Source organism: Williamsia sp. MIQD14 (assembly GCF_051025635.1).
Classification (GTDB): domain Bacteria; phylum Actinomycetota; class Actinomycetes; order Mycobacteriales; family Mycobacteriaceae; genus Williamsia_A.
Genome location: NZ_JBPFDG010000003.1, coordinates 1 through 12,498 on the forward strand (window position 1 = coordinate 1; position 12,498 = coordinate 12,498).

Genomic DNA, 12,498 nt, shown 5'->3' on the forward strand with positions numbered 1-12,498 from the left:
ATCGGACTTCCGGGCCGCAAGGGTTCTGTCGTCTTTCCCGCAGACCGCTCGAGCCAGCGCCTCCACCCGCCGCGACACCTGGATCGCTTTCTCCGCAGTGGTGGTGGTTTCGACGCGTGCCATGCCGTCCTCGAGGCGTTCGATCCAGAATCCGCGAGCATCGACCGCGGTCTTGCGGCGGGCGCGGACGGCGTCGGGGTCGACGCGGTAGACGCTGCGGTCGACCATGTCCCGGATCCGCGACGGCGACCAGGAACCCCGCCGCCGAAGAGCGGCCGCGATCTCTGCGTCGACGATTTGTTGGGCCTCGCGGTCGATGAGCAGGTCGGTGCGTTCGTGCGGACGTAGCGCGGTGCGAGCCGACCGTCCCGCAAGCACGTCGCGACCTTGGGTAGGCGGTCTCGGAGCGCGACGGCGGTGTCGACGAGTCGTTCGGCTGCGCCCTGTGACATCGCGTGGGTGACCGCGATCCGGGCTGCGCACTGCATCAAGGCGTCGAAGGTGCGGCGGTCCGATGCTTCCTCCGGCACCACGAGTCGGCGGTGGAGCTCTCCGGCGTCGCGGTAGCGGGTCCATTCCAGGAATGCCTGCCCGGCTGCGGCGTGAACCATGTTGTCCAACAACGAGTTCACCGGTGCGTCAGCGTGATCGGTGAGCAACCCCACCGACCCCGCATCCACCCCGACCCAACCCCCGTCGACCATGAACCCACTCTAGAACAGGGGTACGACAATCCCCGGTTGCACAAGTTCCGGGCTGTGGACAACGATGGTCAGGCGCGCAGGTGGGAGTGTGAAACATCGCGGTGTGGTCACGCTTCCGTCTGAGTCCGGACGAACTGAGTCCGGACGAATCGTGTTGGCGCCGAACACGATCATGGTCACGTCAGCGACAGATCGCTCGTCGATCGATCGCTGACCGAGCACGACACACGTCACCCCGCTGACCTCGACCCCGGGTACGAAGCCACGCCGAGGCGGCACACACCCTGGAGTGACCCAGTCAGCCAGTGCGTCGACCCGCCGCCGCGAAGGCACCCAGCGCGATCAGGGCGCAGGTGACCATCACGATCGCCAGGGGCAGAGGGTCGTTCTCGCCGCCGAGACTGACCAGCGGCGAGACGGCGGCGCCGAGCCCGAACTGCAACGCGCCCAACAGGGCCGACCCCGACCCCGCCGCGCGGGGAACCGCCTGCAGGGCCATCGCCGTGGCGTTGCCGAGCACGAGTCCGAGGCCGGACACGGCGACGAAGATCGGGATCGGGATGAGCCAGTGGGGTGCGCCGATCACGACGACGACGAGCAGCGCGACGGTCGCGACGCCGACCACCGACAACCCGAGTCCGAGCATCCCGCGGATCGAACGGGTCGTGGCCAGCCGTGCCGCCACACTGCCGACGATCACGAGTCCCGCCGCGTTCGCGCCGAACGACACCCCGTACGCGATCTCGCTCATGCCCAGCAGCACCTGGTACAGGAACGGCGACGCCGCGATGTAGGCCATCATCACCGCAAAACCGAATCCGTAGGCCAGAGTGTTGCCGACGAACTCGCGTGACAGGAGATCCCCTGCGCTCGTGCCGTTCTCGGTGCGTTCGGTACGGGCCTGTTCCCGTCGGCGCGGTGTGTGGGTCTCGCGCACCACGGCGACGACCGCGACGAGCATCACGGCGGTCAGCGCGAAGACCACCCAGAGGACCCCACGCCACCCGATGCCGCCCACGAGCAGGCTGCCGACGAACGGGGCGAGAATCGGCGCGACGCCGGTCACCAACGTCATGATGCTGAACGCCCGGGCAGCGGCGGGCCCGACGGCGAGGTCACTGATGATCGCTCGTCCGATCACCATCCCCGCTGCGCCGGCCAAGCCCTGGACGAAGCGTGCGGCGACGAGCAGTTCGATCGACGGTGCGAGCGCGGACAGGGCGCTGGCGACCACGCAGATCACCGCACCGCCGAGCAGCGGTCGGAGGCGTCCCACCCGATCCGACAACGGGCCGAAGACGAGCTGGCCCACCGCGACACCCACGAGGAAGGCGGTGAGCGTGAGTTGGACTGCGGTGGCGCCGGTGGCCAGATCGCCGGTCATGGTCGGGAACGCCGGCAGGTAGAGGTCGGTGGCGATCGGTGCGATCGCCGACAGCAACGCCAGCACGATCAGCAGAAGGGTGCCGATCGGCGCGCGGTCGTCCGTGGTGTCGCCGGGACGGGCCCCGGAACGGGATGTGGTCGTCATGGGTGCCTCCTGGTCGGTTCCGGACATACCTACCACGCGAATCTCAACAGCTGTTGAATCGGGTGTCGAGCCGAAGGAGAGAAGCGCACGACCGACGAGGACACCGATGGAAGATGGGGCCATGAGCAACGAATTGACCTTCACCATCGGCCGCGAGGAACTCGTGATCCGTCAGCGCTGGGAGGTGGTCAGCATCGTCAACGACATCCTCGTGGCGATCTGGTTCATCGTCGGCAGCATCCTCTTCTTCGGAGAGTCCACCGCGTACGCCGGGACATGGCTGTTCCTCGCCGGCAGTGTCGAGCTGTTGATCCGCCCCGTCATCCGCCTCGCGCGCCGCGTCCACCTGCAACGACTGAGCCCCACAGGCACCGCGGTCGACACCTCGAACGACTACTAGGGCCCATTCGGCGGGATCCGGCGAAAAAATCTTCCGCGGTGATGTCGAGAACCGCCGAACGGTTCCGTCTCTGTGTCGAGCGCGGCCAGAATGGGCCGCACCGCACCGAGGAGAACATGATGGCGAAGTACCTGCTGCTGAAGCATTACCGCGGAGCCCCGGCGCCCGAGAACGACGTGCCCATGGACCGGTGGACCGAGGACGAGATCTCGGCACACATGCAGTACATGCGCGCGTTCGCGGACCGACTCGAGGGCACCGGCGAGTTCGTCGACGGTCAGGCGCTGGCACCCGAGGGGGCGTGGGTCCGCTACGACGGCGAGGGCAGGCCGCCGGTGACCGATGGGCCGTTCGCGGAGACCAAGGACCTCATCGCGGGCTGGATGATCATCGACGTCGAGGACTTCGACCGCGCGGTGGAGTTGGCCGGTGAACTCTCCGCGGCCCCCGGTCGTGGCGGAGAGCCCATCCACGAGTGGCTCGAGGTGCGTCCGTTCCTCACCGAGCCCCCGGCGATCACGGAGTGACCGCCAGATGACTGTGACGGGGTGACCGGTGCCGTCGAACGCGGTCGACGGCGACCTCATCCGATCCCTCGTGCCGGGGGTGATCGAGGTGGTCGTCGGCCGCGGCGCGGATTTCGCCCGCGCCGAGGACGCGGTGCAGGACGCGGTGGTCGAGGCGCTGCGTGTCTGGCCCGAGGATCCACCGCGTGAACCGCGCGGGTGGTTGATCACGGTGGCGTGGCGCAAGTTCGTCGACGCCACACGCGCCGACTCCTCGCGCCGTCTGCGTGAGGAGCGGGTGGAGGACGAGCCGACGCCCGGACCTGTGCCCGCCACCGACGACACCCTCGCGCTCTACCTGCTGTGCGCACACCCGTCCCTCACGCCCGCGTCGGCGGTGGCATTGACGCTGCGCGCCGTCGGCGGGTTGACCACACGGCAGATCGCGGAGGCGTACCTGGTGCCGGAAGCGACCATGGCGCAACGCATCAGCCGCGCCAAATGCACGATCGCCGGAGTCCGATTCGACGCCCCGGGCGACGTGGCGACCGTGGTGCGCGTCCTGTACCTCGTCTTCAACGAGGGGTATTCGGGGGACGTCGATCTCGCCGCGGAGGCCATCCGGTTGACCCGCGCACTGTGTGCGGTCACCGACCACGAGGAGGTGGTCGGGTTGCTCGCGCTGATGCTGTTGCACCACGCCCGGCGCCCGGCCCGATACGCGCGCGACGGCTCGCTGGTGGCGCTGGCCGATCAGGACCGGAGCCGTTGGGACACAGCACTCATCGGTGAGGGGGTGTCGCTGCTCCAGACCGCGCTGGCTCGAGATCGGTTGGGGGAGTACCAGGCTCAGGCCGCGATCGCGGCGCTGCACGCCGACGCGCCCTCGGCGGCGGAGACCGACTGGGTGCAGATCGTCGAGTGGTACGACGAGCTGATAGCGATCACCGACAGTCCGGTCGCACGACTCAACCGGGCGGTCGCGGTCGGGGAGGCCGATGGTGGCCCGGCCGGTCTCGCCGCCCTGGCGGGTCTCGATCCGGACCTCCCGCGGCACACCGCCGTCGCCGCCCATCTGCACGAACGCGCCGGCGACCCGGTGACGGCCGCGGCGCTGTATGCCCGCGCCGCGACGCAGGCGTCGAACCTGCTCGAGCGTGACCACCTGACCCGTCAGGCCGCACGACTCCACGCCACCGCCCGAGAGCGCTGACCACCGGCGCGTCAGTGCTCGAGGATCTCCTCGATCGTCACGTCGACCCGACCTCCGGTCACGCGGTGGGCCGCATCCTGCACGTTCTGCGCGGTAGTCGTCGGGTCGTGGGCGTCGGTGACCGTCACGTGCACGTGGGTCGCGCCGGGGAACCCGCGGTCGGCCGTCACGCGGCCCGGGGCGCCGGCATCACGGTCGTCTGTGCCGCCGGGGTCGTCGACGATCGCCACGACGCCGTCGACGGCGAGGACCGCATCGACCAGCGCGGCAGCGGTGTCACCGCGTTCGGGGTTCATGGCCGAGCCTCCTCACGGGGATGTCGGGATCGCCCGACATGGGCGTAGTCGTCCACTGTCCTCGCCTTCGCATGCCCGGGCGGTGTGACACACGCCACGTTCGTTCTCGCCCCCTGCGTACATCGCCGCGTCGAACGACATAGTGTTGGTCTGCCTCTTCCACGTGATGGCTTGTCGAGCGGAGCCATCGCTGTGAAGGGGTTTTTCTGTGTGGGGAGATGACCAGGACGCCGTCGTCCTGACCGATCGTGAGCTCGTCGAGCGCGCGCGCCTCGGTGATCGTGGCGCTTTCGACCGCCTGGTTGATCGGTTCGGTCCGCGTCTGCACGGTTATGCGCGCCGCATGCTCTCCGACGAGTGCACCGTGCAGGAGGTGGTGCAGGACTCCTTCGTCGCGGCGTGGCGCGGGCTCGATCACTTCCGACACGACAGCTCGATCCAGACGTGGCTGTTCGCCATCTGTTCCCGCAAGATCGTCGACGCCTATCGCAAGCGGTCGCCGATCCCCATCGGCGATGACATCCTCGATCTCGGTGGACCCTCCACGCTGGGGCTGCCGCTCTCGGCGACCACCTCCGACGCGTTCGTCGACGCACTCGAGAAGGAGTTGTCGGTCTTGCCCCCTCGCCAGCGTGCGGCCTGGATCCTCCGCGAGGTCGAACAGATGCCGTTCGGCGACATCGGCGAGGTGCTCGGCGTCGCGTCGGCGGCCGCGCGTGGCCACTACGTCCGCGCCCGCACCGCGCTGCGCGGATCGATGAGGAGTTGGCAGTGAGCTCGACACCCGACGCCCCCGACGACGACGTCGTCACCCGACAGATCGTCGCCGACCTCCGTGACCGTGCCCAGGCCAGTTGGGACGCCGTCGCCGACAGCGTCCTCGAACGGGTGCGGACCACCGCCCGCAGCGGACGGCTGCTATCGCTCGGCACCCCGGCCGACGGGGATCGTGGGGACCTCACCGTGCGGGAGCACGCGCTGCGCGCCGTCCTCGCGCGCGCTCTGCGCGGTGACTCCCATCGACCGTCGGCGGTCGACCTCGACATCGACGACGGACAGCTCACCGGCGTCCGGGTCGGGCTGCGCGGACCGGAACCCACCGACCTCGACGCGCTCATCGCGCGAGTCCGGAGACTCGTGCTCGACGTCGTCCGCGATGTGCTCGGCGACGCCCGCCACGCGGTGCTGACGCAGTCGGTCGACGTGCACGTGCGGAGCACGCCCGAGCCCCTGCGGCGTACCGACACCCCACCCGACGAGGAGATCTCGCGATGACCACTCAGATCAGCGGTGACGATCCGGCGTCGGATCCCCGGACCAGCACGTCGCTGCTGGCGGCGACGCCCGACGGCGCCACCGAGGAGGCCGTCGAGGTCGCGACCGCCGTCGCCGCCTCCGACGCGACGCCGGCGACGCTCGCGACCATGCTCGTCGCCCTCGGCGGCAGCATCGTCGACGAGGACGACCTCGTGGTCCTGCTGCAGCGGGTCGTCGATGTGGCCCACCAGGCCATCGACGGGGCCACCTGCACCAGCATCACCATCGCTCTGGGCGGCCGCACCTACACCGCGGTGCACACCGACTCGCGCACCCTGAGGGTCGACCAGGAGCAGTACGACGCCGGCGACGGTCCGTGTCTGCACGCGGCGCGCACCGGCGAGACCGTGCTCGTCGACGTCGATGCCGGCACCCAGCGGTGGCCCGAGTTCGCCGCGTCGGCCGCGCAGGAGGACATCCATTCGTTCCTCGCCGCAGCCCTCGCGGCCCAGGACCAGCCCCTCGGCGCCCTCAACCTCTACGGCCAGGGTGCCGCGGCCTTCGACACCGTCGACGCCGACATCATCGAACTGCTGACGACCACGGTGTCGCGGGCCATCGGCGACTTCGCGCGGTTCAAGTCCGCGGTCGAGGTGGCCGACGCGCTGCGTGCCGCGCTCAACTCCCGCGCGCCGATCGAGCAGGCCAAGGGCATGATCATGGGCCGCCACGGGGTGAGCGCCGAGCAGGCGTTCGCGATGTTGCGGGCACAGTCGCAGAACACCAACCGCAGGGTGCGCGACATCGCCGCCGAGATGATCGCCGGTCACACCGCCGTACCCGATGCCGATCCCGCCGTGTGACTCACTTCACAGAACTCGCGCGTGCACAACGCGGGGTGCGCCCCGACTACCTCATCGTGACCCCACACAGGGGCCCCAGACGAAAGAGGTTTGCTATGGGAATCGTTGACAAGGCGAAGAACGCCGCCGAAGACGCCGTCGGCAAGGCCAAAGAGGTCATCGGGGACGTCACCGACAACTCCGACCTCGAGGCAGAGGGCAAGAAGGACCAGGGTTCGGCCGGCGTGAAGAAGGTCGGCGAGAACATCAAGGACACCTTCAAGTAATCGCTTCCGCGTCACCCGGTCCGGCGTCTGCGCCGGCCGGGTGACGACCGCGGCCTCACCGGCCGCGCGGGCGTGTGCAGGGCACCGCCCACCACCCGACGGGCCACTCGGCCGCGTCGCCTCTCATTTCGCACCCACCTCTCGGCCGTCGCCCACCGGGCCCCGGCCGGATGACGCGTGCGCAGAACAAGTTCGGAGACACCGATGAGTGAACACAGGAGCGTGGCGAGCCGGCTGTACGCCGGACTGGGCCGCGTCACATGGGGATACGCCAAGAAGAAGTGGAACGAGCGCCGCGAGAACCGCTCGAAGCAGAAATGAGCGAGGTGTCGACGGCGCGCGCCGCGACCGCCGAGGGCATCGGGACCGGTCTGCTCGTCATCGGCGGCGTGGGTACCGCGGTACTCGCCGGTGACAGCGTCGGCACCATAGGCATCGCGCTGGCCTTCGGCCTCACGCTGCTCGCGCTGGTCTTCGCGATCGGGCCCATCTCGGGCTGCCACGTGAACCCCGCGGTGACGCTGGGCGTGCTGCTCAGCAAGGGCATCGAACCGGCACGTGCGGCGGCCTACGTCGTCGCGCAGGTCATCGGCGGCATCGTCGGTGCCGCCGTGGTCCTCGTGGTGGCCGCGGGGCGCCCGGGTTACAGCATCGACTCGGACGGCCTGGGCACCAACGGATTCGGTTCGGCCTCGACCGGTGGCTACGGACTCCTGCCCGTCGCGATCATCGAGGTCGTCGCGACCGCGATCCTGGTGTTCGTGGTGCTGTCGGCGACATCACGCACCGCCGCGGCGCCTCAGGCCGCGGGTGTCCCCATCGGCCTCACCCTCACCGTTCTCCATCTGGTGGCGATCGGCATCGACTCCACGTCGGTCAATCCGGCGCGGTCCATCGGTCCGGCCGTGCTCACCGGAAACCTCGCGCTGTCACAGCTCTGGGTGTTCATCGTCTTCCCGCTCGTCGGCGCCGTGATCGCGGCGGCGGTGCACCGGTTGCTCGTCACACCTGCCCGCACGGCCTGATCCACACCCATCACCAGCTCGACCCTCCCGAAAGGAACCGTTCATGACCACCTCCACTCCCGCGAAGCGTTCCGGCACCAGTGCGTTCACGAAGATCTCGCTCGTCGTCGCACTGATCCTGATCATCGCCCTCGTCGTGTTCGTCCTGCAGAACACGGTGCACACCACCATCACGTTCATCAGCTTCGACTTCGATCTCGGCGTGGGCGTCGCGCTCCTCGGTGCCGCCGTCGTCGGTGCGGTCATCGCCCTCATCGTCAGCGCTGCGGTACGGGTTCGCCGCGCGGTCAAGTGATCTTGTGAAAGACCTGACCGACGCCGAGGTCGCCGGGATCCTGCACCGGGCCACCGGAATGATCTCGCCCGTCCTCGACGTCCTCGAGAACAGTCATCCCTTCGGCGAGGAGCGCCCCGACTCCGGGGTGACCACCGAACCCGAGGACGGCACGACCGACGATCTCGCCGACGGCGACGAGGACTCCTTCTCGGACAGGGCCATCGCGAAGGTGGCCGACTCCCTGGCGTGGGTCACCAATGCGGCGTCGGCCCCGGGGTCGGCGAAATGGGAGCGGCTCGACACCGACGAACGCACCGACTGGTGGGTCGACCGCGTCGGGTCGCTCACCGCGGTGCTGGTGGCCTACCCGGGCGTGTTCGGCGCGGCGGCCGACCGGCTGCCGATCCAGGACGTGCTCGGGTTCACCCAGCAGGCGTTCGTCCTGTGCGCCGTCGCCCGCGTGCACGGTGTCACCGACCGCACCAAGCAAACCGATCTGCTCGCGGCCGTGCTCTGCGGCCGGGAGATCGCCTCGGCGGACCTGCTCGAGCCCGCCACCGCCGACGCCGACATCGAACCGCTCGAGGCCGACGCGGCCGACGACGACGACCGGTCGGTGGTCCGCTCGGCACGTGCGGTCGTGAAGCGGATCTGGTCGACCGCGCAACTCCTGCGCAAGGTCGCCGGCGAGGCGAAGCGCCGCCCCCGCCCGTCGCGCCTGTGGCGGACGCTGAGCGCGGTGCCGGTGGTCGGAGCTGCCGCCGACTATGTCGGCGAACGGTCGGCGCTGAAGGAGGCCGTCGGTGCGGGCGTGGAATGGTTGCGGGCCGACAAGCCCACCGTCGCCTGAGTGCGGCACGTCCTGTACTGGTCACGGTCGCGATGGAACAAACCGACCCGCCGGGCGTGCTGCACAGGGCATGACTGAACACACCCCAGGTGTCGCGCTCGTGGTGGGCGCCACCGGTATCTCCGGGCAGGCCATCAGCCGGCGACTCGTCGACGAGGGCTGGACGACCTACGGGCTGTCGCGCCACGACACGCTGCCGGTCGAGGGCGTGACCCCGATCGCGGCCGACCTCCTCGACGTCGACGACCTCACAACGAAACTGCGCGACGTCCGGCCCGAGGTCGTGTTCCTCGTGGCGTGGATGAAGAAGGACACCGAGGCCGAGAACATCGAGGTCAATTCGCAGTTGCTGCGCAACGTGTTCACCGCGCTGCAGGGCACGTCGGTACGGCACGTCGCGCTGATGACCGGACTCAAGCACTACCTCGGACCGTTCGAGGACTACGGCACCGCGGTGATGGCCGAGACGCCGTTCCACGAATCCGAGCCGCGCCTCGACAACGAGAACTTCTACTACGCACAGGAAGACGAGCTGTTCGCGGCCGCCGAACGCATGGGCTTCACGTGGAGCGTGCACCGGGCGCACACCATCTTCGGGTTCGCGGTCGGCAACGCCATGAACATGGCGCTCACGTTGTCGGTGTACGCCACCCTCTGCAAGCAGAACGGTCGACCGTTCGTCTTCCCCGGGTCGAAGACCCAGTGGGACGGGCTCACCGATGTGACCGACGTCGGGTTGCTGGCCGAGCAGATGATCTGGGCCGCAACACATGACGCCGGAGCGAACGAGCCGTTCAACGTCGCCAACGGTGACGTGTTCCGGTGGCGGTGGCTCTGGCCGCAGATCGCCGCATTGTTCGACGTGGAGCCGGTGGGCTTCGACTCCGAGCCACGACCACTCGACGACCGGATGGATTCCGCCGCCGCCGAATGGGCCGAGATCGCACAGGCCCACGAGCTCGTCGAACCCGATGTCGACCGTCTCGCATCGTGGTGGCACACCGACAGTGACCTCGGTCGCGACATCGAGTGCCTCACCGACATGACCAAGAGTCGTCAGGCCGGTTTCCTCGGATTCCGCTCCACGCCCGACAGTTTCGCCGACGCTGTCGCCCGCTATCGGGAGGCGCGCATCATCCCGTGACGCCGGTGCGCGCGATGGTGGCGGCGATCTCGGTGAGGACCGAACGCAGCTCGGGTGTGCCGGTGGCGTCGAAGACGCTGTCGGGCAACGCCGAATGCAGCGACACGACCCCGATCATCATGGCGAAGAGCAGTGCACCGCGCAGGCGCGCCTCCTCGCCGGTCACGTCACCCTCGGCGATGTCGTCGGCGAACCGCGCGATCACCGCGTCGAGGGTCCGCCGGCGGAGGTGCGCCGTCGCCTCGTCGCCCGCAGCATCGCGCAGCAGCAACAACAGCGGGTTCTCGTGTCCGAACTCCGGCCACGCGTCGGGATCGAGACCGGCGAGCACCTCGTCGACGACGGTCTCCGGACGCGCTGCGCCGACGGTCGGTCGGCCGTCGAACACGAGCGCGGTCTCGGCCAGTACGGCGGCGAGCAGACCGTCCTTCGACCCGAAGTAGCGATTGATCAGCGACACGTTGGCGCCGGCGTCGGCGGCGATCTCGCGCACCGTGGTCCGCTCGAAGCCGTAGACCGTGAATCGGCGTTTGGCGGCTTTGAGCAGCTCCGCGCGGGTGGCGTCGGCGTTGCGCTCGCGGCCCGCTGTCTCGCCGGAGCCGGCCGAGGGCTGCGACGGCTCATGTAAACGCATGTTGACCAGGATGCCACAGCGGTCTACCGTCACTGTGTAAACAAGCGTTTGCACAGTGAGGGAGTGACGGCATGGCGAAGGCGACTCGTACGCAGGGAGAGGTGCACGCCGGATCGGCGTGGCGGGCGAACCTCGAGATCATCGCGATCGGACTCGGGGCACTGATGGCGGCGCTCGCGCAGACCCTCGTGCTCCCCGTGCTGCCGACGATCTCGCGCGACATCGGCGCCTCGACCACCGAGGCGCAGTGGCTGCTGACCTCGACCTTGCTCGTCGGCGCGGCGGCAGTACCGGTGATCGGTCGTCTGGCCGACATGTACGGGCGACGACTGATGCTCGTCGTCGCGCTCGGGGCGTTGCTCGTCGGCTCCGTCATCGATGCCCTGACCGACGACATCCGCGTGATGATCGTCGGTCGTGCCATCACGGGACTGTCCAGCGCCGCCATCCCCCTGGGCATCAGCCTGCTGTCGGCGGTGCTGCCCGAGGCCCGTAAGGGCTCGGCCGTCGCGCTCGTGAGCGCGATGCTGGGTGTCGGTGGCGCACTGGGTCTCCCGCTGGCCGGGATCGTCGCCGAGCACTTCGACTACCACGCGCTGTACTGGATCGGCGCGGTCGGCGCGCTGGCCAGCATCGGTTTGGTGCTCGCCGTCGTCGGCAACCCGCGCGGCGAGCGTCCCGGCGCCATCGACGTCCCCGGGATCGTGCTGCTCGTCGGCGGTCTGGTCTGCCTCGTGCTGCCGCTGTCGCAGGGATCGTCCTGGGGCTGGGGTTCGTTCGCGACCATCGGTCTGCTCGTCGCGTCGGTGGTGTTGCTCGCGCTGCTCGTGCTCGTCGAGAAGCGTTCGCACGACCCGCTCGTCGACATGCGTGCCCTGTCGAACCCGCCGGTCGCCATCACCAACGTCGCCTCGATCTTCGTGGGGTTCGCCCTGTTCGCCAGCTTCGTGGGCACGGCGAACTACGTGCAGGCGCCCGAGGCGACCGGCTACGGATTCGGGTCGTCGGTCCTCGTCGCGGGCCTGTGCCTCATGCCCAGCGGCATCCTGATGCTCCTGCTCGCGCCGGTCGCGGCCCGGTTGATGGCCGCGTGGGGCCCCGGCAAGGTGCTGTTCGCCGGTGGTCTCATCATCGCCGCGGGGCTCGTGGTGCGCATCGTGCTCACCGATTCGCTGTGGCAGATCATCCTGGGCAGCACCATCGTCGGTGCCGGCACGGGTATCGCCTACGCGTCGCTGCCCTCGCTGATCAACGTGCACACCCCCGCCGCGGATCTCGCCGCCGCCAACGGGATCAACACCCTGGCCCGGTCGTTGGGCAGCACGCTGGCCAGTGCGGTGGGCGGCAGCCTCCTCGCCGCGATCACCGTCACCGTCGGCGGTGCGGCGCTGCCGTCGCTGGGCGGCTACCAGGTCCTGTTCACCATCTGCGCGGTGGCGGCCACCCTCGCCGCGCTCGCGGGCCTGGTGGTGTCGTCGCCGGCGCTCGCGACCCACGATCGCGAGGATGTGCTCGAACCGGTCTGACGCCTG

The 12,498-nt window shown here is 69.3% G+C and carries 15 protein-coding genes and 1 pseudogene; 12 read left to right on the forward strand and 4 right to left on the reverse strand.

Features of this window, described 5'->3' with window-relative positions; genetic code table 11:
- Nucleotides 1–704 (reverse strand): annotated as a pseudogene (locus ACQ7HM_RS11485) (DUF222 domain-containing protein); the annotation flags it as partial.
- A gap of 298 nt (nucleotides 705–1,002) precedes the next feature.
- A complete protein-coding gene (locus ACQ7HM_RS11490; RefSeq protein WP_434216415.1) occupies nucleotides 1,003–2,235 on the reverse strand; it encodes a multidrug effflux MFS transporter in 1,233 nt (410 codons plus the stop codon).
- Between the two features lie 121 nt (nucleotides 2,236–2,356).
- Here ACQ7HM_RS11490 and ACQ7HM_RS11495 point away from each other — a divergent pair, with 121 nt between their 5' ends.
- The 3 genes from ACQ7HM_RS11495 (at nucleotide 2,357) to ACQ7HM_RS11505 (ending at nucleotide 4,354) form a co-directional block, all read left to right on the forward strand.
- Nucleotides 2,357–2,635, forward strand: a complete 279-nt coding sequence (locus tag ACQ7HM_RS11495; protein WP_434216416.1) for a YrhK family protein — start codon at nucleotides 2,357–2,359, stop codon at nucleotides 2,633–2,635.
- A 119-nt stretch (nucleotides 2,636–2,754) separates the two neighbouring features.
- Nucleotides 2,755–3,162, forward strand: a complete 408-nt coding sequence (locus ACQ7HM_RS11500; protein WP_434216939.1) for a YciI family protein — start codon at nucleotides 2,755–2,757, stop codon at nucleotides 3,160–3,162.
- Between the two features lie 28 nt (nucleotides 3,163–3,190).
- Entirely contained in the window at nucleotides 3,191–4,354 is a 1,164-nt protein-coding gene (locus ACQ7HM_RS11505) for an RNA polymerase sigma factor (protein ID WP_434216417.1), read from the forward strand.
- Nucleotides 4,355–4,365: 11 nt separating this feature from the next.
- Here the strand turns inward: ACQ7HM_RS11505 and ACQ7HM_RS11510 are convergent, their stop codons facing one another.
- Nucleotides 4,366–4,650 (reverse strand): hypothetical protein, encoded by a 285-nt coding sequence (locus ACQ7HM_RS11510; protein WP_434216418.1) that lies wholly within the window; start codon nucleotides 4,648–4,650, stop codon nucleotides 4,366–4,368.
- Between the two features lie 208 nt (nucleotides 4,651–4,858).
- On the opposite strand from ACQ7HM_RS11510, the gene ACQ7HM_RS11515 reads away from it, so the two are divergent.
- The 8 genes from ACQ7HM_RS11515 to ACQ7HM_RS11550 all read left to right on the forward strand — a co-directional run bounded on the left by ACQ7HM_RS11515 (nucleotide 4,859) and on the right by ACQ7HM_RS11550 (nucleotide 10,332).
- A complete protein-coding gene (locus ACQ7HM_RS11515; RefSeq protein WP_434216419.1) occupies nucleotides 4,859–5,425 on the forward strand; it encodes an RNA polymerase sigma factor in 567 nt (188 codons plus the stop codon).
- Nucleotides 5,422–5,925, forward strand: coding sequence for a hypothetical protein (locus tag ACQ7HM_RS11520; RefSeq protein WP_434216420.1), 504 nt, complete (start codon nucleotides 5,422–5,424; stop codon nucleotides 5,923–5,925). Before ACQ7HM_RS11515 ends, ACQ7HM_RS11520 begins: the two co-directional genes overlap by 4 nt.
- On the forward strand, nucleotides 5,922–6,770 hold the full coding sequence (locus ACQ7HM_RS11525; RefSeq protein WP_434216421.1) for an ANTAR domain-containing protein: 849 nt from the start codon (nucleotides 5,922–5,924) through the stop codon (nucleotides 6,768–6,770). The genes ACQ7HM_RS11520 and ACQ7HM_RS11525 overlap by 4 nt, the downstream gene beginning before the upstream one ends.
- Before the next feature lie 95 nt (nucleotides 6,771–6,865).
- Nucleotides 6,866–7,036, forward strand: a complete 171-nt coding sequence (locus tag ACQ7HM_RS11530; RefSeq protein ID WP_434216422.1) for a CsbD family protein — start codon at nucleotides 6,866–6,868, stop codon at nucleotides 7,034–7,036.
- A 317-nt stretch (nucleotides 7,037–7,353) separates the two neighbouring features.
- A complete protein-coding gene (locus tag ACQ7HM_RS11535; protein ID WP_434216423.1) occupies nucleotides 7,354–8,061 on the forward strand; it encodes an aquaporin in 708 nt (235 codons plus the stop codon).
- Between the two features lie 43 nt (nucleotides 8,062–8,104).
- Nucleotides 8,105–8,356, forward strand: a complete 252-nt coding sequence (locus tag ACQ7HM_RS11540) for a DUF1049 domain-containing protein (protein ID WP_434216424.1) — start codon at nucleotides 8,105–8,107, stop codon at nucleotides 8,354–8,356.
- 4 nt (nucleotides 8,357–8,360) lie between these two features.
- A complete protein-coding gene (locus ACQ7HM_RS11545; RefSeq protein ID WP_434216425.1) occupies nucleotides 8,361–9,188 on the forward strand; it encodes a hypothetical protein in 828 nt (275 codons plus the stop codon).
- Nucleotides 9,189–9,258: 70 nt separating this feature from the next.
- Entirely contained in the window at nucleotides 9,259–10,332 is a 1,074-nt protein-coding gene (locus ACQ7HM_RS11550; protein WP_434216426.1) for an SDR family oxidoreductase, read from the forward strand.
- Here the strand turns inward: ACQ7HM_RS11550 and ACQ7HM_RS11555 are convergent.
- Complete coding sequence (locus ACQ7HM_RS11555) at nucleotides 10,322–10,966, reverse strand: TetR/AcrR family transcriptional regulator (RefSeq protein WP_434216427.1); 645 nt, start codon at nucleotides 10,964–10,966, stop codon at nucleotides 10,322–10,324. The two genes, ACQ7HM_RS11550 and ACQ7HM_RS11555, sit on opposite strands and share 11 nt — an antisense overlap.
- Nucleotides 10,967–11,037: 71 nt before the next feature.
- Here ACQ7HM_RS11555 and ACQ7HM_RS11560 point away from each other — a divergent pair, with 71 nt between their 5' ends.
- The gene (locus ACQ7HM_RS11560; protein WP_434216428.1) at nucleotides 11,038–12,492 is read left to right on the forward strand and encodes an MFS transporter; all 1,455 of its coding nucleotides are present in this window, start codon (nucleotides 11,038–11,040) and stop codon (nucleotides 12,490–12,492) included.
- Nucleotides 12,493–12,498: the final 6 nt, after the last annotated feature.

Bases quoted from the DNA above. Each gene is read 5' to 3' on its own strand.
- ACQ7HM_RS11495 (WP_434216416.1), top strand. From the start codon at position 2,357: ATGAGCAACGAATTGACCTTCACCATCGGCCGCGAGGAACTCGTGATC.
- ACQ7HM_RS11540 (WP_434216424.1), top strand. From the start codon at position 8,105: ATGACCACCTCCACTCCCGCGAAGCGTTCCGGCACCAGTGCGTTCACG.
- ACQ7HM_RS11555 (WP_434216427.1), bottom strand. From the start codon at position 10,966: ATGCGTTTACATGAGCCGTCGCAGCCCTCGGCCGGCTCCGGCGAGACA.
- ACQ7HM_RS11550 (WP_434216426.1), top strand. From the start codon at position 9,259: ATGACTGAACACACCCCAGGTGTCGCGCTCGTGGTGGGCGCCACCGGT.
- ACQ7HM_RS11490 (WP_434216415.1), bottom strand. From the start codon at position 2,235: ATGACGACCACATCCCGTTCCGGGGCCCGTCCCGGCGACACCACGGAC.
- ACQ7HM_RS11510 (WP_434216418.1), bottom strand. From the start codon at position 4,650: ATGAACCCCGAACGCGGTGACACCGCTGCCGCGCTGGTCGATGCGGTC.
- ACQ7HM_RS11560 (WP_434216428.1), top strand. From the start codon at position 11,038: ATGGCGAAGGCGACTCGTACGCAGGGAGAGGTGCACGCCGGATCGGCG.
- ACQ7HM_RS11525 (WP_434216421.1), top strand. From the start codon at position 5,922: ATGACCACTCAGATCAGCGGTGACGATCCGGCGTCGGATCCCCGGACC.
- ACQ7HM_RS11500 (WP_434216939.1), top strand. From the start codon at position 2,755: ATGGCGAAGTACCTGCTGCTGAAGCATTACCGCGGAGCCCCGGCGCCC.
- ACQ7HM_RS11535 (WP_434216423.1), top strand. From the start codon at position 7,354: ATGAGCGAGGTGTCGACGGCGCGCGCCGCGACCGCCGAGGGCATCGGG.
- ACQ7HM_RS11530 (WP_434216422.1), top strand. From the start codon at position 6,866: ATGGGAATCGTTGACAAGGCGAAGAACGCCGCCGAAGACGCCGTCGGC.